Here is an 18,748-nt window from a genome sequence, read left to right on the forward strand (position 1 = left end):
CTTTAAACCATACTTTGTCTGTAAATCACGCGCTTGGCGTAACGATCGGTAGAGAGACTGAAAATCGCGCCCCACACTGCGGTGAACTGGTCATCGTTAACTCACCGTCCATGCTTTGTATTATCTGCTGTGAAATCGACAAGCCTAAGCCTAAGCCATTTTTTTTCGTGGTGAAAAACGGTTCGAAAAGATGAGCTATTTTTTCTTGTGTAATTCCCGGGCCGTTATCATCAATATGGATCAACACTTGAGAGGCCTTGCACTCAGTGCTCAAACGAACGCATTTTTGATGCTGTTCCTCAAGGGCCTGTATCGCGTTGGTTAGCAAGTTAATCAAGACTTGTTCTAGTTGGATTGGATTGACACGCACCCAAAGATCCATTGTGGGTAATTCCATCTCAAACTGAATCAAATTCGATTTAAATTGCGGTTGCATCAACTCTTTTGTCGACAAAATAATCGGTAATAATTGCGCGTTCACTTTCTCATCGGTGTTACTTTTTCGCGCAAACGATTTGAGCTGTTCACTGATTTTAGCCATGCGTTCGGTGAGCGCTGAAATGCGAGTCAAGTTGTCATCGGTCCGTTCCGGCTTACCATTGGCTAAGAAACGCCGCCCATTGTCGGCAAAACTGCGGATAGCGGCCAGTGGGTTATTCAGCTCGTGACTAATACTGGCGGACATTTGACCAAGCACAGCCAGTTTCGCTGCTTGAATCAATTCATCTTGAGTTTGGCGTAACATGCTCTCTGTTTTACTTCGCTCCGCAATTTCCGCGTGCAGTGCAGAGGTTCGCTCCATCACCAGAAACTCTAATTTTTGTTTTGCTTCAGACTGTAACTGTTCGATTTGGCGCTGTTTGAGTTGGCGGTGATGAACCAGTAATAGCCCTAAGTAGACGATGGCAAACAGCATGCTGTTGATCAGAGTAAATCCAAAGCTATCCCAGAAAATGTTTATTTTGGGCGATAAAACCCGAATGTTGAGCCCGATACTGAGCAGCGGTTTGGTTGAAACGATGAAATCGCCTTTAATCCAAGTTTGATAAGGATTTTCCCATTCGGCAACGGATGCATTGAAATCGCCGATCAATCCGAGTGAGCGAATAGAGGTATCAAGATATTGGCGGCTATTTTGAACCGCAATTCGATCGCTTTCGCTCAGCATGGCAACACTTTTAAACAGCCACTCTGGTTGGCTGGACATGAAAATAATGTTGTTGTTGTCGGTGGCGACAAAATAGCTTTGTTTGCTCTGCCAGTTTTCCTCAATCGCGGAAAGATCCATCTTCACTACCACTACGCCAATAACATCCGCGGCATAAACGATAGGGTAGGAGTAGTAATATCCTCGTTGCCCCGATGTTGATCCTAACGCAAAATATTGGCTCTCTTGTCCAGTTATGGCCGTTTTAAAGTAAGGCCGCCAAGCGAAGTTTCGGCCAATAAATGAATGAGTGAGGTGCCAGTTACTTGCTGCGATCGTGTTGCCATATTGGTCGATGAGGTAGGTGTCAGCGGCTTGAATCACTTCATTGACCTGTTCTAAATAGCGATTAGTGATTTCAATTTGGGCGCTATTGCTGGGGCTGTGTAAAGCGTCAATGAGTTCTTTATCTTTGGCTAGCAATCTTGGGATATGTGCATATTTATCAAGTTTTGTGGTGATGTGGCTAGAGAATCGCTCTAGCTGAGCTTGATGTTCAATCAATAAACTTTGGTAGTTGTGCCGCCAAACAAAATGCGCCCCAGCCGCGGTAGACAAAAGGAATAACGTTACAAAAATAAGGTTTACTCGGCGAATATGTAGCATCCTTTCTCCATGTTCAGCGGCGCGACAAGGGCAGTTCTTTTGCGAGAGATATCCATTTTTGCAAGTGATAATGCTCCCAGCATTGACTCATAATTCTACTGGTTTTCCTTTGGGTGATGTTTAAAAAGAGCGCAATTGTGGGGTGCAAAACAGGAGCAAGATCTCTTTTTACGCTTTTGGGGTAAAAAAAGCCTCGATTCCCTTGAAAAAGCCTTTATTGTCCCCATTTCAAAACTGTGCTTTTTCACGTTGGTGGAATTTTTAGCACTTAGAAAGCAATTTAGGGTACGGAATCATCTCTCTGCGGTGATTGGCTCGACAGCACTGATTCTGGTCGGTAGAATGTCGCGTCTAAATTTTCTGTCCTGAGACTAATCAGAGATACCTTTTGTGATGCATTAGAGTCTCTAAAGATATCGCTTATTAGTCCAATATTGGGTCTTTTGGCCAATGTTGATGCTGGTTTTAATATAAGTGTTCGGATAGAGCACAACACAAGGATGCAGCCAAGCACAAGGCATCGCCTAAGTTGCGGCTCATATTGCTCAGAAATACTGGGCCAGTTTTGAGGTTTATAAATAATGCAAGTTACTGTTGAAACGCTAGAAGGCCTAGAGCGCCGTCTGAATATTACTGTTCCTGCTGCTAACATCGAAGATGCAGTTACAAAAGAGCTACGCAATATCGCTAAGAATCGTCGTTTCGATGGTTTCCGCAAAGGCAAAGTGCCTTTGAAAATGGTTGCGCAAATGTACGGTAAAGCGGTACGTCAAGACGTCATGGGCGAAGTGATGCAACGCCACTTCATTGAAGCTATCGTAAAAGAGAAAATCAACCCAGCAGGCGCACCAACATTCGCACCAGTTTCTATCGAAGAAGGCCAAGACCTTGTTTTCAATGCAACTTTTGAAGTATATCCAGAAGTTGAGTTAAAAGGTCTAGAAAACATCACTGTTGAAAAACCAGCGGTTGAAGTGAAGGAAGAAGACGTTGCTGAGATGCTAGAAACGTTACGCAAGCAACAAGCAACGTGGAAAGAAGTAGACGCAGCTGCGGAAGCGGGTTCGCGCGCGACGATCGATTTCGTTGGTTCTATTGATGGCGTTGAGTTTGAAGGCGGTAAAGCTGAAAACTTCCCTCTAGAAATGGGTGCAGGTCGCATGATCCCTGGTTTTGAAGACGGTATCGTTGGCAAAACCAAAGGTATGGAATTTGAAATCGACGTTAACTTCCCTGAAGATTACCACGCGGAAAATCTAAAAGGTAAAGCGGCGAAATTCGCAATTAAAATCAACAAAGTTGAAGTGCGTGAATTACCAGAGTTAAACGACGAGTTCGTTGCCAAATTTGGTGTCGCTGAAGGTGGCGTTGAAGCGCTGAAAGCTGAAGTTCGCAAGAATATGGAACGTGAACTTAAGCAAGCAGTAAAAAACCGCATTAAAGAGCAAGCGATTGAAGGTCTAGTAAAAGAGAACGATATCAATGTTCCTTCTGCACTGATCGATCAAGAGATCGACGTACTGCGTCAACAAGCTGCGCAACGCTTTGGCGGTAACCCAGAAGCCGCCGCTCAACTACCACGTGAATTGTTCGAAGAACAAGCAAAACGTCGCGTAGTGGTTGGCCTACTTCTTGGTGAAGTGATCAAGTCTGAAGAGCTAAAAGCCGACGAAGATAAAGTGAAAGCATTGATCGAAGAGATGGCAACAGCGTACGAAGATCCAGCTGAAGTAATGGCATACTATTCTCAAAATCAGCAAATGATGAACAACATGCGTAACCTTGCTCTAGAAGAGCAAGCAATCGACGCGATCATTGCTAAAGCACAGGTTTCTGAAAAGGCTGTTAGCTTCAATGAGCTAATGAACCAGCAACCTGCTTAATAAGCAATATGTAGCGTAGGTGGTTGACTACAGGTTAACTATTCTGCTAACAATGGTCCGTGTGATACCCATCATTCGGGCCATTTATTTTAGGGACATAACAATATGAGCTACCAAGAAAAAAACGCAATGTCGCCAATTTTTGACGCGCTAGTACCCATGGTGGTTGAGCAGACTTCCCGCGGTGAGCGCTCATACGATATTTATTCTCGCCTACTCAAAGAACGAGTGATTTTCTTAACAGGTCAAGTTGAAGATCACATGGCTAACCTTGTTGTAGCGCAGCTGTTGTTTTTAGAATCGGAAAACCCTGATAAAGATATTTTCCTCTACATCAACTCGCCAGGAGGTAGTGTGACTGCTGGTATGTCAATTTATGACACCATGCAGTTCATCAAGCCGAATGTTAGCACTGTTTGTATGGGCCAAGCTTGTTCAATGGGAGCATTCCTATTGGCTGGTGGCGCTCCGGGGAAACGTTATGTGTTGCCTAACTCACGCGTGATGATTCATCAGCCTTTAGGTGGTTTCCAAGGCCAAGCTTCGGATATCCAGATCCATGCTCAAGAGATCCTTACCATCAAGCAAAAACTCAACAAATTGCTTGCTGAGCATACAGGCCAACCGCTTGAAGTTATCGAGCGTGATACCGACCGTGATAACTTTATGTCTGCTGACCAAGCTGTGGAATACGGTTTAGTCGATGCAGTCTTGCGTCACCGCGGCGAATAACAGTTCTCAGAATTGTTTGACGCATTTTGGCGTAATTTGAGTTACACTCAGACGATTAAAAGTAAAGGCTAAGAGGTTAGCGAATGACAGACAAAAGCAAAGAGAGCGGTAGTAGTAAACTGTTGTATTGCTCTTTCTGTGGCAAAAGCCAGCACGAAGTTCGCAAGCTGATCGCCGGTCCTTCTGTTTACATCTGTGATGAATGCGTTGATTTATGTAACGACATCATTCGTGAAGAGATTAAGGATGTTCTGCCAAAAAAGGAATCTGAGGCGTTACCTACGCCGCATAAGATCCGTGAACATCTTGATGACTATGTGATTGGCCAGGAACATGCAAAAAAAGTGCTCGCAGTGGCCGTATATAATCACTACAAGCGTTTACGAAACGGTGATAAAACGAGCGATGGGGTTGAGTTAGGTAAGAGTAATATTCTTCTTATTGGCCCAACAGGTAGTGGTAAAACACTGCTTGCAGAAACATTAGCTCGTTTCCTAGACGTACCTTTCACAATGGCAGACGCCACCACATTAACTGAAGCAGGTTATGTCGGCGAAGATGTTGAAAACATCATCCAAAAGCTGCTGCAAAAATGTGATTATGACGTTGCAAAAGCGGAACGGGGTATCGTCTACATCGATGAAATTGATAAGATTTCTCGTAAAGCAGAAAATCCTTCAATTACCCGAGATGTCTCAGGTGAAGGGGTTCAGCAAGCGCTGTTGAAATTAGTGGAAGGCACTATCGCTTCAGTTCCGCCCCAAGGCGGCCGTAAGCATCCACAACAAGAGTTTTTACAGGTAGACACATCTAAAATCCTCTTTATCTGTGGTGGTGCATTTGCGGGCCTAGATAAAGTGATTGAACAACGTGTTGCGACAGGCTCAGGTATTGGCTTTGGTGCAGAAGTTCGCTCTAAAGATGAAACCAAAACTATCGGTGAGTTGTTCAATCAAGTAGAGCCTGAAGATTTGGTAAAATATGGGTTGATCCCTGAATTTATCGGTCGTCTTCCCGTAACGGCTACCTTGACAGAGCTGGATGAAGAAGCACTGATTCAAATCCTGTGTGAGCCGAAAAACGCGCTGACGAAACAGTACGCAGCCTTGTTTGAGTTAGAGAACGTTGACCTAGAGTTTCGTGAAGACGCATTGCGCGCCATTGCAAAAAAAGCAATGAACCGCAAAACGGGCGCACGTGGTTTACGCTCTATATTGGAAGGCGTACTACTCGAAACCATGTATGAACTGCCATCGGTAAACGATGTCAGCAAAGTGGTTATCGATGAATCAGTCATTAATGGTGAATCACAACCGCTACTAATTTACAGCGGAAATGAGAGCCAAGCGGCTGGCGCAGAGTAAATCTCAATCAGAAATATTTAAAGGAGGTAGCAAATGCCTCCTTTTTTTTATTCTGTTATTGAATCCAGTGAGTTAGCCCCCATATACTCGGTAATCAGTTGAAGCGGAAGAGAGAATAATATGAACTTGGAACGTTCCGAGCGTATCGAGATCCCCGTACTACCTCTACGTGACGTGGTGGTTTATCCTCACATGGTCATTCCTTTGTTTGTTGGCAGAGAAAAATCCATCCAATGCCTTGAAGCGGCGATGGATAACAACAAGCAAGTGTTACTTGTGGCACAAAAGCAAGCGGAAACCGACGAACCGAAAATTGAAGATCTTTTTGAAGTCGGGACAGTTGCAACGATTTTACAACTTCTGAAATTACCTGACGGTACCGTGAAAGTGTTGGTTGAAGGCCAACAGCGAGCGAAAATTGATCGCTTCATCGAGCGTGAATTTTTCTCCGCAGAAGCGCAGTATCTTGTCACTCCTGAGTTGGATGATAAAGAGCAGGAAGTCGTCGTTCGCAGCGCAATCAACCAATTTGATGGTTTTATCAAACTCAATAAGAAAATCCCGCCTGAAGTATTAACGTCGTTAAATGGGATTGATGAAGCAGCGCGTTTGGCTGATACCATCGCCGCTCACATGCCATTGAAATTGATTGAAAAACAAAAAGTTCTCGAAATTGTTGATGTCAGTGAACGTTTGGAATTTTTAATGGGACAAATGGAAGCGGAGATCGACCTATTACAGGTTGAAAAACGAATTCGTGGTCGCGTTAAAAAGCAGATGGAAAAATCTCAGCGTGAGTATTACCTCAACGAGCAGATGAAAGCTATTCAGAAAGAATTAGGTGAGATGGATGACGCACCTGATGAATTTGAAATGCTGAAGAAGAAGATTGACGATTCCAAAATGCCGCAGGAAGCGCGCCAAAAAACGGAACAAGAGCTGCAGAAATTAAAGATGATGTCTCCAATGTCTGCAGAAGCAACCGTTGTGCGTAGCTATATTGATTGGATGGTCAATGTTCCTTGGGCCAAACGTTCAAAAGTTAAGAAAGATTTGGCAAAAGCTGAAGAGATTTTAAATGCCGATCACTATGGTTTAGATCGTGTCAAAGAGCGTATTTTAGAATATCTCGCGGTACAAAGTCGTATCAACAAGCTGAAAGGGCCAATTTTGTGTCTTGTTGGTCCCCCGGGCGTTGGTAAAACGTCTCTTGGCCGCTCGATAGCGGCGGCAACAGGTCGACAATATACCCGTATGGCGTTAGGTGGAGTGCGTGATGAAGCAGAAATTCGTGGTCACCGCCGTACTTACATCGGTTCTCTTCCGGGTAAGTTGATTCAAAAAATGGCGAAAGTTGGCGTGAAAAACCCACTGTTCCTGCTTGATGAAATCGACAAAATGTCTTCAGATATGCGTGGTGACCCATCTTCCGCATTGTTGGAGGTGCTTGATCCTGAACAAAACAGCACCTTTAACGATCACTATTTAGAAGTGGACTATGACTTGTCTGATGTCATGTTTGTTGCGACATCAAACTCAATGAACATCCCAGGTCCGCTGCTTGACCGTATGGAAGTTATCCGCCTTTCCGGATATACAGAAGACGAAAAGCTGAATATTGCTAAACGCCATCTAGTGACTAAGCAAGTTGAGCGGAATGGTTTGAAGCCTCATGAAATTGTTATCGAAGATTCAGCCATCATTGGTATTATCCGTTATTACACACGTGAGGCGGGTGTACGAAGCTTAGAGCGAGAGATTTCAAAAATTTGCCGTAAAGCGGTGAAGAAAATCTTGTTGAATAAAGACGTAAAAACCGTGGTAGCCAACCAAGAGAATTTAAAAGAGTTTCTAGGTGTGCAACGTTGTGATTTTGGCAAAGCCGACGACAGTAACCAAATTGGCCAAGTTACGGGTTTAGCATGGACAGAAGTAGGCGGTGATTTGCTGACTATTGAAACCGAATCAATGCCTGGCAAAGGCAAGTTGACGCAAACTGGTTCTCTGGGCGAGGTGATGCAAGAATCCATTCAAGCTGCGATGACTGTGGTTCGCGCACGCGCCGAGAAATTAGGGATTAACGCTGATTTCTATGAAAAGCGTGACATTCACGTTCACGTGCCAGAAGGCGCAACACCAAAAGATGGCCCAAGCGCGGGTATTGCTATGTGTACGGCGCTTGTCTCTAGCTTGACGGGTAATCCTGTGAAAGCGGAAGTCGCGATGACGGGTGAGATAACGTTGCGTGGTGAAGTATTACCTATCGGTGGTTTGAAAGAAAAACTGCTCGCAGCACATCGTGGTGGTATCACCACCGTATTGATCCCAAAAGAGAATGAGCGTGATTTGGAAGAGATCCCTGCAAATGTGATTGCTGATCTAAAAGTCATTCCCGTTCAATGGATTGATGAAGTTTTGAAGATCGCACTTGAACGAGACCCTTCTGGGGTTGAATTTGATGCTAAAAAATAGTGATGTGCAGCAAAAATAAGTAAAAGATCACGCTGATAGGCTTAAAAAGGCTTGTCAGCGTTTTTTTTGGGCGCTAACGTAAGCCCCTATAGCTTGCAGCCCAGATGTAATAAGGCTTCAAGCTAGTTTGGGAACTTAATGGAACGAAAAGTCACCGTTAAAAAATAATAATGGGTGACGCAAAGGGGAATCACAGTGAATAAAACACAATTAGTAGAAAAAATCGCAGAAAACGCTGACATCTCTAAAGCATCGGCAGGCCGTGCTCTTGATGCATTCATCGAAGCCGTTAGTGGCACTCTTCAATCTGGCGATCAAGTAGCGCTTGTTGGCTTTGGTACATTTAGCGTTCGCACTCGTGCAGCGCGCACGGGTCGTAACCCTAAAACGGGTGAAGAGATCCAAATCGCAGAAGCAAAAGTACCTGCTTTCAAAGCAGGCAAAGCGCTTAAAGACGCTTGCAACTAATCAAAATCGTTATTTTTTTGCGGCTTAAGCGCAAAATTAATTCGAACCTTTTGAAATTATGCGCATCCTACTGATGCGCATTTCTTTTTCTGATATTATCGCGCTATTCAATTTTTAGGCTGAAGTGTGAAGCTTCTTATCCGGAGAGCAGTTAGATTATGATGGATCGATTACGCGAAGGCGTGAACAGCATCGCGGTGAAAATTATTCTAGGAATGATTATCTTATCATTCGTATTCGCAGGTGTCGGTAGCTACTTGGTCAGCGGTGGCAGTAATGCTGCGGCTAAAGTTGGCAATAGTGAGATTGGCCGTGGTGAATTTGAACAAGCGTACCAGAACGAGCGCAATCGCATGCAATCCCAATTAGGGGATTATTTTGCTAACTTGCTCGCTGATCCTCAGTATGTCGAGTCATTTCGTAAGTCAGTGCTTGATCGTATGGTTAACGATTTATTGTTGGAGCAGCATGCACAATCACTAGGTTTACGAGTGAGCGATGATCAGGTTCGTAAAATGATTTTAGACATGCCCCAATTCCAGACTGGCGGTAAGTTTGACCAAGAAATCTATCAAGCGGCTCTTCGCCGTGCAGGTTTCTCTGCTGAAAGCTTTGCAGAATATCTACGTCGTGATCTTATCCGTAACCAGTTACTTAGTGCTATCCAAGGTAGTGAATTTACGTTGCAGGGTGAGGTTAATCAGCAAAGTGAACTGATCTCTCAAACCCGTGATATCCGTGCGCTCACATTGTCACTCAGCGACTTTGCTAAAAATGTTGAGTTGAGTGATGAAGAAATTACTCAATATTATCAACAAAATGCAGAGCGCTATACCCGTCCAGAGCAGGTTAAAGTGGCTTATATCGAGCTTTCTGCCCAACAATTGAAAGACCAAATTGTAGTGTCTGATGAACAGGCCGAGCAGTACTACCAAGAGCATTTAGACAAATACTCCACTCAAGCACAGCGTAAAGTAAGCCATATTTTGGTTCAAGGTGATGATAAAACTAAAGCGCAGGCGATTCTCGATGAACTGAATGCTGGCGCTGATTTCGCGACTTTAGCGAAAGAAAAATCAGAAGACGTAGGAAGCGCAGAAGAGGGTGGTTCGCTAGGTTGGATTGAACATGATGTGATGGACCCAGCTTTTGAACAAGCAGCCTTTGCTATCGAACAGATAGGGGATATCACAGGGTTGGTCAAATCTGAATTTGGCTATCACATTATCCGTCTTGATGATGTTAAAGCCCCTATCGCACAGCCCTACGCACAGGTTGCCTCTGAAATCAAAGCTGAAATGGTAGACCAAAAGGCCGCTGATCAGTTTTATGAGTTGCAGACCAAGCTAGAAAAAGTGGCATTTGAATCACCTGACTCTCTGGATGAAGCAGCAAACGCTATCTCAGCTAAGATTCAGAAAACCGATTTTATTTCTCAGCAAGATGCGCCTGAAATTCTTAAAAATCCAGCTGTTCTTCAAGCTATTCTAAGCCCAGAGGTAAAAGAAGATAGGCTCAATTCTGAGGTATTAGAAGTTGCCCCAGAACACGTTATCGTTGTTCGTGTTGATGATGCTCGGGAACAAATGGTTCTTCCTTTGGCTGAAGTGAAAGAGCAAGTGGTTACTCAGCTTTCTAAAGTCAAAGGCGAACAACAAGCGATTGAGTTAGCCACAAAATTGATTGATACCCTAAAGCAAGGTGACCAATCCTTATTGGAACAGCGTGGGTTAAAATTTGCTGAGTTGGAAATGATTGATCGTAGCTCTCCATTGGCGAGTACGGTGTTTTCTCTCCCTAAACCCGCTACAGATAGTGTGGTTTACGGTCAAGCGAAAGCAATGAACGGTGATATTGTTCTTGTTGAACTACATAAGGTTGAGGCTAAAGTCACACCTCAGTACAACGATCAAATTACGGCTCAGTTAGAGCGCATCGGTAGCCAACGTGATTTGGCTGCGATACTTACAACTTTGCGTAAAAATACAGACATTGAATATTATGTTGTGAGCCAATAAAGGCTAGTAATGTAATTGATATGAAACTCAAAATGGGCTGCTTATGCAGCCCATTTCAATTTCTACCTTTTTGATTCCCTCTCATTTCCAAGCTCAATTAATATTGGTACCCATTAATAAACAAGGAAATGTTCATATGAAATTGAAAACAAAACTCGGGTTGTTACTTCTAAGTATCGTATTGCCTCTTTCACCGACATTAGCAGAAGAAAAGGTGGTAGAAACGCACCAAGGCATTGAAATTACGGTTAATATAAATCAGGCTTCCGCTGAGGAAATTGCTACTTTGTTGAAAGGTATTGGACTTAAAAAAGCACAAGCGATTGTTGAATATCGTCAACAAAATGGCGATTTTAAAACCAAAGAAGATCTGAGCTTGGTGAAAGGCATTGGTGCCGCTACTGTCAGGCAAAACGCTGAGCGTATCATTTTATAAAAGTCTCTATCAAAAGCGTCGCCCCCTAAAAAGCGACGCTTGTATCACTGTGAAATTTCAGTCATATCACCATTCCTTCCTAGCGCCTGTAACGGATAAGCACTATAATTTGTCGCCGACAAAAGCGAGCAAGCAAGCCGCATAAAAACTAAGTGGAGTAAATCATGTCCTCTCACACTCCGGTAATTACCGTAGATGGACCAAGTGGTGCAGGTAAAGGCACTCTTTGTATGTTGTTGGCTAAGAAATTAGGCTTTCATTTGCTCGATTCTGGAGCTATTTACCGCGTTCTTGCATTGGCGGCGATTCACCACGGTGTGGATACGGAGTCGGAAGAAGCGCTTGTTCCTCTGGCGACACATTTAGATGTCCAATTTATCGCAGAAGGCGACTTGGTTAGAGTGATTCTTGAAGGTGAGGACGTATCGAAAGAATTGCGCAAAGAAGAGACAGGAATGGCGGCATCAAAAGTAGCGGCATTGCCTAGAGTTCGTGAGGCATTATTACGTCGCCAACGAGCCTTTGCGAAAGGGCAGGGACTGGTTGCTGATGGACGTGATATGGGCACAGTTGTGTTTCCTCAAGCAGAAGTGAAAATATTCCTCGATGCCAGCGCGCAAGAGCGAGCCCAACGTCGCTTTAAGCAGTTGCAACTCAAAGGGCTAGATGTTAAATTTGACGCCCTTTTAAGCGAGATCCAAGAGCGTGACGACCGAGATCGTAACCGCCCAGTGGCCCCATTACGCCCTGCAGAGGATGCGCTATTGCTTGACTCAACCTCAATGTCTATCGACGAAGTTGTAGAAGAAGCATTACAATACGTAGAATCTAAGCTGGCAGAGTAGTTCTGCTAGGTAAGAGCGTCGGTCGCAAGGATGATGACTGGCGAATTTAATAACCCCATGCGGTAGGATACCCATGGAAGTTTAATTATTGAAGATTAAATAAATGACTGAATCTTTTGCTCAACTCTTTGAAGAGTTTTTAAACGAAACACAATTTCAACAAGGTACAATCGTTAAAGGTACTGTAGTCGCTATCGAGAATGGTTTCGTTCTTGTTGACGCTGGTCTTAAGTCTGAGTCTGCTATCCCTGCTGAACAGTTCAAGAACGCTGCTGGCGAACTTGAAGTTGAAGTTGGTTCTGAAGTAGACGTTGCTCTAGACGCTGTTGAAGATGGTTTCGGTGAAACTCAACTTTCTCGTGAGAAAGCTAAGCGTCATGAAGCTTGGATCGTTCTTGAGAAAGCTTACGAAGAAGCTGAAACTGTTATTGGTATTATCAATGGTAAAGTTAAAGGTGGCTTCACTGTTGAACTAAACGGTATCCGTGCTTTCCTTCCAGGCTCTCTTGTTGACGTGCGTCCTATCCGTGACACTACTCACCTAGAAAACAAAGAGCTAGAGTTCAAAGTTATCAAACTAGACCAGAAACGTAACAACGTTGTTGTTTCTCGTCGTGCTGTTATCGAATCAGAAAGCAGCGTTGAACGTGACGAACTTCTTGAAACTCTACAAGAAGGCACTGAAGTTAAAGGTATCGTTAAGAACCTTACTGACTACGGCGCATTCGTTGACCTTGGTGGTGTTGATGGTCTTCTACATATCACAGATATGGCTTGGAAACGCGTTAAACACCCATCAGAAATCGTTAACGTTGGTGACGAAATCTTAGTTAAAGTTCTTAAGTTTGATCGTGATCGTACTCGCGTATCACTAGGTCTTAAGCAACTTGGCGAAGATCCATGGGTAGCTATCGCTAAGCGTTACCCAGAAGGTCATAAACTATCTGGCCGTGTAACAAATCTAACTGACTACGGCTGCTTCGTTGAAATCGAAGAAGGCGTTGAAGGTCTAGTACACGTTTCTGAAATGGATTGGACTAACAAGAACATCCACCCATCTAAAGTTGTTAATGTTGGCGACGAAGTTGAGGTTATGGTTCTTGATATCGACGAAGAGCGTCGTCGTATCTCTCTAGGTCTTAAACAGTGTAAAGCTAACCCATGGCAGTCATTCGCTGAAGCGCAAGCTAAAGGCGACAAAGTTACTGGTAAGATCAAGTCTATCACTGACTTCGGTATCTTCATCGGTCTAGACGGCGGCATCGACGGTCTAGTTCACCTATCTGACATCTCTTGGAACGTTCCTGGAGAAGAAGCGGTACGTGATTACAAGAAAGGCGATGAAATCTCTGCAGTTGTTCTAGCAGTAGATGCAGAGCGTGAGCGTATTTCTCTTGGCGTTAAGCAAATGGAAAACGACCCGTTCAACGCATATGTTGCTGATAACAAAAAAGGTACTCTAGTTAACGGTACTGTTACTGCAGTTGACGCGAAAGGTGCTACAATTGAACTTGTAGACGGCGTTGAAGGTTACATCCGTGCTTCTGAAGCATCTCGTGACCGTATTGAAGATGCGTCTCTAGTCCTAAGCGTTGGTGACAGCGTTGAAGCGAAATTTACTGGTGTAGACCGTAAAAACCGCGTAATCAACCTATCTATCAAAGCTAAAGATGAAGCTGATGAGCAAGAAGCAATGGCTACACTGAACAAAGCTGATGAAGGTGCGTTTGGTAATGCTATGGCTGATGCATTCAAGGCTGCTAAAGGCGAATAATCTAACTCGCTAAAAGGGGCCGTAAGGCTCCTTTTTTTTCAGTTAGTGCCTACTTTGATAAGTAATGAGGGAAACTATGACTAAGTCTGAATTGATAGAAAGACTCTGTGCTGAGAAAACGCACCTATCTGCTAAAGAAATTGAAGACGCTGTGAAAGATATTCTTGAACATATGGCATCAACTTTAGAAAGCGGAGAGCGAATCGAAATTCGCGGATTTGGTAGTTTCTCTTTGCACTATCGTGAGCCTAGAGTAGGTCGTAATCCTAAAACCGGTGATAAAGTGGTGTTGGATGGCAAATTCGTCCCTCATTTCAAGCCAGGTAAAGAGTTACGTGAGCGAGTTAATGAGAATATCTAAAGCGATTTAGAGAGTATTCTAAAAAACGGCATACAGTTTAAGTATGCCGTTTTTTTAAGAAAGGAATCCATAATAGACGTGGTTTGTAAGGCCATTTTCCTGCATAATCAGACCAGATCAATACTGGATAGGTAGTGGCATATGAAAATTATAAAAATCGTTCTAATTCTTGCACTTTTTTTGATTGCTTTAGCATTAGGGGCTCAAAATCAAGCAGTTGTGACATTTAACTATTTGATCGCTCAAGGCGAATTTCACCTGTCTACTTTACTTGGCACTGTCTTTGTCTCTGGTTTTTTACTTGCTTGTTTGCTTGGCAGTAGCTTCTACTTCAAGTCTCAGTTGCAAGTTAGAAAGTTGAATAAGCAACTGAAAAAGCAAACAGCAGAGAATAGCTCTGTAACAAGTAAAGCGTAGTGAAATAAAGGCTGACTTGATGTTAGAAATTCTCTTCTTGCTATTACCTATTGCCGCCGCCTACGGCTGGTATATGGGAAATCGCAGTGCTCAGCAAGATAAGCAGAAACACTCTCACCAAATTTCTCGTCAGTATGTGACGGGTCTTAACTTACTGCTTTCTGATCAATCAGATAAGGCCGTTGACCATTTTATCGAGCTACTCCAAGTAGACAATGAAACGATTGATACCCACTTAGCGCTGGGCAACTTATTCCGTTCAAGAGGAGAGGTTGATCGTGCTATCCGCATCCATCAAAATCTTATATCCCGTTCAAGCCTTACTATTGACCAAAAAAATCTCGCCTTACAACAATTAGCAAAAGATTATATGGTGGCAGGCTTTCTCGACCGCGCTGAAAAAATATTTGAACAACTGATTGAAGAGCCCGAACACAAAGAAGCGGCGTTGCAACAATTGGTTTCTATTTACCAACAAACTCGAGAGTGGCATAAAGCTATCGATTACGCCTATGCGTTGGTAAAATTAGGCAGAAAAAGGATGCACAGTGTTATAGCCCATTTTTGGTGTGAACTTGCAATGCAAGAGAAGGCTGAAGGACGCGATAGCAAAGCGATTCAATATCTTAAAAAAGCGCTGTCTGAAGATCCGAAGTGTGTACGCGCAACGATCTCTTTAGGTAAGCTGTATCTTGAAAATGATGACTACCGTCATACAATCCAGTATATGCAGATGGTCTTGGAGCAGGACATTGATTTTATCGGCGAGGTATTGCCGACGCTTGCTGAGTGCTATCACCATATTGGGAAAGAGGGTGAACTTGTTGAGTTTTTACGCGAGTGCATTATCAATGAAGCTGGAGTGTCAGCTGAACTGATGCTCGCACAGTTGGTGGCACAACATGATGGTGCTGGAGCTGCACAGGAACTTTTGACACGGCAATTGGTTAAAAATCCGACCATGAAGGGTTTCTACCGTTTAATTGACTACCATCTCATCGAAGCAGAGGAAGGTCGAGCGAAAGAGAGCTTGTCGACCTTGCAAAAATTGGTAGGTGAGCAACTAAAAGTAAAACCTCACTACCGATGCAGAAAGTGTGGTTTCTCAACCCATTCTCTCTACTGGCACTGCCCATCATGTAAGAATTGGGGTTCAATTAAACCTATCCGTGGTTTGGATGGTGAATAGAGTTCATGTACTGGAGTTACTGATCGACTCGAAAACTGCAGCTTATGAAAGCTGCATTTTTTTAGCTTAATTATTTTAGGAGTGAAAATGAAAGACCAGAGAGTAATTGTCGCGTTGGATTATGAGCAACAAGCGGAAGCGTTAGCTTTTGTTGATAAAATTGACCCCAGCAGCTGTCGATTAAAAGTGGGTAAGGAGATGTTTACCCTGTTTGGTCCCGATTTTGTGCGTGAGCTACACAAAAGAGGTTTTTCGGTATTCTTAGACCTAAAGTTTCATGATATTCCCAACACGTGCTCTAAAGCCGTACGTGCGGCGGCTGAGCTTGGCGTATGGATGGTGAATGTTCATGCCAGTGGTGGGGAGAGAATGATGTCGGCGTCTCGCCAGATTCTTGAACCTTATGGTAACGATAGACCACTACTTATTGCTGTCACAGTACTAACCAGTATGGAACAATCTGATCTTCGTGGTATTGGCATTGATGTTGCGCCTAAAGAGCATGTAATGCGTCTGGCTAGCCTAACTCAAAATGCAGGGTTAGATGGAGTGGTATGCTCAGCTCAAGAAGCGCACATGCTTAAGAGCTATCTTGGTCAAGAGTTTAAATTAGTTACGCCAGGGATTCGTCCTATTGGTTCTGAAACAGGAGACCAAAGACGTATTATGACTCCGAGTGAGGCCATAAAAGCTGGTTCAGATTATCTAGTCATCGGTCGCCCAATTACTCAGGCAACAAGACCGGATGAAGTCCTAAAAGCGATAAATGATACGTTAATTTAAATTAATGTTTTCTTTACGTTGTTGTATGAAAAAGGTCGCTTATGCGACCTTAAAAATACTTCCTAAGCAAAAATAATGGGCTACCATTTTTTCTTTTCACCAAACAGTGCTTCCATATCACTATTTCTCTCGTTATCTTCAATTTGTTGAAGATCCGTTGCACTTTTTGTTTGGCGTCGTTTTTCTAAGTCATCATACATTGACTGAAGTTTTTCACGAGCTTGATTGGAATAAGCATCATTTTTTGAGCTAAGAACATCGATCCCTTTACGCAATAGCTGAATCGCAGTTCCGGGTTGCCCACGAACGATCGAATCATTTGCCCGCTTAACAACATTTTCAATGTTGATTCGAATTTGTATTGTTTCTAGACGCGCATTTTCAGCGACGTAAGATTGTGTTTCAAAACGTCCTTTATTGTGCTCACTACGAATCGTGTCTCTTAAACGTTTCACTAGTTTAAGCATAATCAAAGCTTGTTTATCGCTGGTGGGTACTTTAAACGTTGTACTGTCACCACCTGGGTGGTTTTCTTGTAAATGCTTAATTTGCCCTTTCATATGCTCAATGCGTTGTGCCAACTGCTTATTTTTCGGGTCAAGCTCATACATACTAAGTAGGGCATCAAGGATACGGGTATTTAAACACACTAAGAGTTCTTTACTAAACGGCATGTGGTGTGCGTTGCCGATAAGGTCTTCTGTCGCATCAATAATGGCGATATATCGAGTCGACTCCTGCTTTTTAGCTGACTCGACCTTTACTTTGTATTGAAGCATGATGTTATAGCCAAGGACTAACACCAGCAAGACTGCTACAAGAGCAATGATTAAACCTATATTCATATAATCCGTATCTTTATTAGAATTCAGTGGCTAGCAATTAAGAATACACGATCCTTAGTTATCACTACACCTTCAAATTGACTATTTTTATTATTCCTGTTTTGACCCCTAAAAACTGCCTTTTATTGCTTAGATTGGGCGATAGTTGGCAAAAATTTAGTCAGCTACGCAAAATACTTACTTTTTTCTTCGCTCTTGAATCATCAAGCTTTGAATTGAGAGTGTTAAGCGTTATAACTAATAATTATAAACTATGATTGAAAGATCTGGATCTTTGATAATGGATTACGGGGCCAATAATGAAGTTACAGCAGTTAAAATATATTGTTGAAGTGGTTAATCACAACCTGAATGTCTCAGCAACTGCGGAAAGCCTTTATACCTCTCAGCCAGGCATTAGTAAACAGGTTCGTTTACTCGAAGATGAATTGGGTATTCAAATTTTTGAGCGTAGCGGTAAGCACCTTACACAAGTCACGGGTGCAGGTGAAGATATTATTCGTATCTCACAAGAGATCCTTTCACGTGTGGAAAGCATTAAGGCCGTGGCAGGGGAGCATACGCACCCTGAGATGGGTACGCTGAATATTTCAACGACTCATACACAAGCTCGCTACGCGTTACCTGATGTAATCAAAGGATTCACTGCGCGTTATCCTAAAGTGTCGCTACACATGCACCAAGGCACTCCAAGTCAGATGTCGGAAGCGGTTGCAAAAGGCACCGCTAATTTTGCGATAGCAACAGAAGCGCTTCATCTGTACCAAGATGCCATCATGCTACCTTGTTATCATTGGAACCGTTCTATTGTTGTGCCTAAAGATCATGCTCTTGCAAAAAAAGAACGGGTAACGATTGAGGATTTAGCCGCGTATCCATTGGTCACTTACGTGTTTGGTTTTACTGGTCGTTCAGAGTTAGACACTGCATTTAATCGCGTAGGGTTAACGCCGCGAGTTGTCTTCACCGCCACCGATGCGGATGTGATAAAAACTTATGTCCGAATGGGAATTGGGGTGGGTGTTATCGCAAGTATGGCGATAGATAAATCACGCGACACCGATCTTATCGCGATTGATGCCAGCCATCTTTTTGGTGCGAGCACGACTAGCATTGGGTTTCGCCGAGGTACATTCCTGCGCTCTTATATGTTTGACTTTATGGAACGTTTCGCGCCTCATCTTACTCGCCCTGTCGTCGAACGGGCTACCTCGTTAAAATCGAATATCGAAATAGAAGAGATGTTTAAAGACATTGAATTGCCAGTTCGTTAAGCAAATTTTGATCATTTAAAACGAAACACTTCCTAATTAAACCATCACCTCCTAGAATTGGCCTTTCTAGGGGG

16 protein-coding genes are annotated in these 18,748 nt (G+C 43.4%); 14 read left to right on the forward strand and 2 right to left on the reverse strand.

Translation table 11 applies throughout. The annotated features are described in order from the left end of the window. Positions 1 to 25 precede the first annotated feature (25 nt). Positions 26 to 1,813 (reverse strand): sensor histidine kinase, encoded by a 1,788-nt coding sequence (locus AACT42_RS03625; RefSeq protein ID WP_094133674.1) that lies wholly within the window; start codon positions 1,811 to 1,813, stop codon positions 26 to 28. Between the two features lie 581 nt (positions 1,814 to 2,394). Between AACT42_RS03625 and tig the strand changes: the two genes are divergently transcribed. The 13 genes from tig to pyrF all read left to right on the forward strand — a co-directional run bounded on the left by tig (position 2,395) and on the right by pyrF (position 16,555). After that, entirely contained in the window at positions 2,395 to 3,696 is a 1,302-nt protein-coding gene (gene tig / locus AACT42_RS03630) for a trigger factor (protein WP_013857186.1), read from the forward strand. Positions 3,697 to 3,801: 105 nt separating this feature from the next. After that, positions 3,802 to 4,428 carry an ATP-dependent Clp endopeptidase proteolytic subunit ClpP gene (gene clpP, locus AACT42_RS03635; RefSeq protein ID WP_010317461.1) on the forward strand — a complete coding sequence of 209 codons (627 nt, stop codon included), beginning with the start codon at positions 3,802 to 3,804 and terminating at the stop codon, positions 4,426 to 4,428. An 83-nt stretch (positions 4,429 to 4,511) separates the two neighbouring features. Continuing rightward, positions 4,512 to 5,792: an ATP-dependent protease ATP-binding subunit ClpX gene (gene clpX / locus AACT42_RS03640; protein WP_013857185.1), complete on the forward strand. Its 1,281-nt coding sequence runs from the start codon at positions 4,512 to 4,514 to the stop codon at positions 5,790 to 5,792. Positions 5,793 to 5,912: 120 nt separating this feature from the next. Beyond that, positions 5,913 to 8,264, forward strand: a complete 2,352-nt coding sequence (gene lon / locus AACT42_RS03645) for an endopeptidase La (RefSeq protein WP_094133673.1) — start codon at positions 5,913 to 5,915, stop codon at positions 8,262 to 8,264. Positions 8,265 to 8,459: 195 nt separating this feature from the next. Continuing rightward, entirely contained in the window at positions 8,460 to 8,732 is a 273-nt protein-coding gene (locus AACT42_RS03650) for an HU family DNA-binding protein (protein WP_026027116.1), read from the forward strand. Positions 8,733 to 8,890: 158 nt separating this feature from the next. After that, positions 8,891 to 10,750 carry a peptidylprolyl isomerase gene (gene ppiD / locus AACT42_RS03655; protein ID WP_094133672.1) on the forward strand — a complete coding sequence of 620 codons (1,860 nt, stop codon included), beginning with the start codon at positions 8,891 to 8,893 and terminating at the stop codon, positions 10,748 to 10,750. A 136-nt stretch (positions 10,751 to 10,886) separates the two neighbouring features. Continuing rightward, positions 10,887 to 11,186 carry a ComEA family DNA-binding protein gene (locus tag AACT42_RS03660; protein ID WP_017044597.1) on the forward strand — a complete coding sequence of 100 codons (300 nt, stop codon included), beginning with the start codon at positions 10,887 to 10,889 and terminating at the stop codon, positions 11,184 to 11,186. Positions 11,187 to 11,350: 164 nt separating this feature from the next. Beyond that, positions 11,351 to 12,031 carry a (d)CMP kinase gene (gene cmk / locus AACT42_RS03665; protein WP_013857180.1) on the forward strand — a complete coding sequence of 227 codons (681 nt, stop codon included), beginning with the start codon at positions 11,351 to 11,353 and terminating at the stop codon, positions 12,029 to 12,031. A 103-nt stretch (positions 12,032 to 12,134) separates the two neighbouring features. Then, positions 12,135 to 13,805: a 30S ribosomal protein S1 gene (gene rpsA / locus AACT42_RS03670; RefSeq protein WP_013857179.1), complete on the forward strand. Its 1,671-nt coding sequence runs from the start codon at positions 12,135 to 12,137 to the stop codon at positions 13,803 to 13,805. Positions 13,806 to 13,881: 76 nt separating this feature from the next. Continuing rightward, entirely contained in the window at positions 13,882 to 14,166 is a 285-nt protein-coding gene (gene ihfB, locus AACT42_RS03675) for an integration host factor subunit beta (protein ID WP_010317449.1), read from the forward strand. Positions 14,167 to 14,307: 141 nt separating this feature from the next. Then, the gene (locus AACT42_RS03680) at positions 14,308 to 14,583 is read left to right on the forward strand and encodes a LapA family protein (RefSeq protein ID WP_017044598.1); all 276 of its coding nucleotides are present in this window, start codon (positions 14,308 to 14,310) and stop codon (positions 14,581 to 14,583) included. Positions 14,584 to 14,602: 19 nt separating this feature from the next. Then, positions 14,603 to 15,772: a lipopolysaccharide assembly protein LapB gene (gene lapB / locus AACT42_RS03685; protein WP_026028046.1), complete on the forward strand. Its 1,170-nt coding sequence runs from the start codon at positions 14,603 to 14,605 to the stop codon at positions 15,770 to 15,772. Between the two features lie 87 nt (positions 15,773 to 15,859). Beyond that, entirely contained in the window at positions 15,860 to 16,555 is a 696-nt protein-coding gene (pyrF, locus tag AACT42_RS03690) for an orotidine-5'-phosphate decarboxylase (protein WP_094133671.1), read from the forward strand. 80 nt (positions 16,556 to 16,635) lie between these two features. Here pyrF and AACT42_RS03695 read toward each other — a convergent pair whose 3' ends face one another. Continuing rightward, positions 16,636 to 17,400 (reverse strand): hypothetical protein, encoded by a 765-nt coding sequence (locus AACT42_RS03695; RefSeq protein WP_013857174.1) that lies wholly within the window; start codon positions 17,398 to 17,400, stop codon positions 16,636 to 16,638. A 299-nt stretch (positions 17,401 to 17,699) separates the two neighbouring features. Here AACT42_RS03695 and cysB point away from each other — a divergent pair, with 299 nt between their 5' ends. Continuing rightward, positions 17,700 to 18,674: an HTH-type transcriptional regulator CysB gene (gene cysB / locus AACT42_RS03700; RefSeq protein WP_010317444.1), complete on the forward strand. Its 975-nt coding sequence runs from the start codon at positions 17,700 to 17,702 to the stop codon at positions 18,672 to 18,674. The last annotated feature ends 74 nt before the right edge of the window (positions 18,675 to 18,748 follow it).

The sequence above is a fragment of the Vibrio sp. V15_P4S5T153 genome (assembly GCF_963874485.1).
Classification (GTDB): domain Bacteria; phylum Pseudomonadota; class Gammaproteobacteria; order Enterobacterales; family Vibrionaceae; genus Vibrio; species Vibrio anguillarum.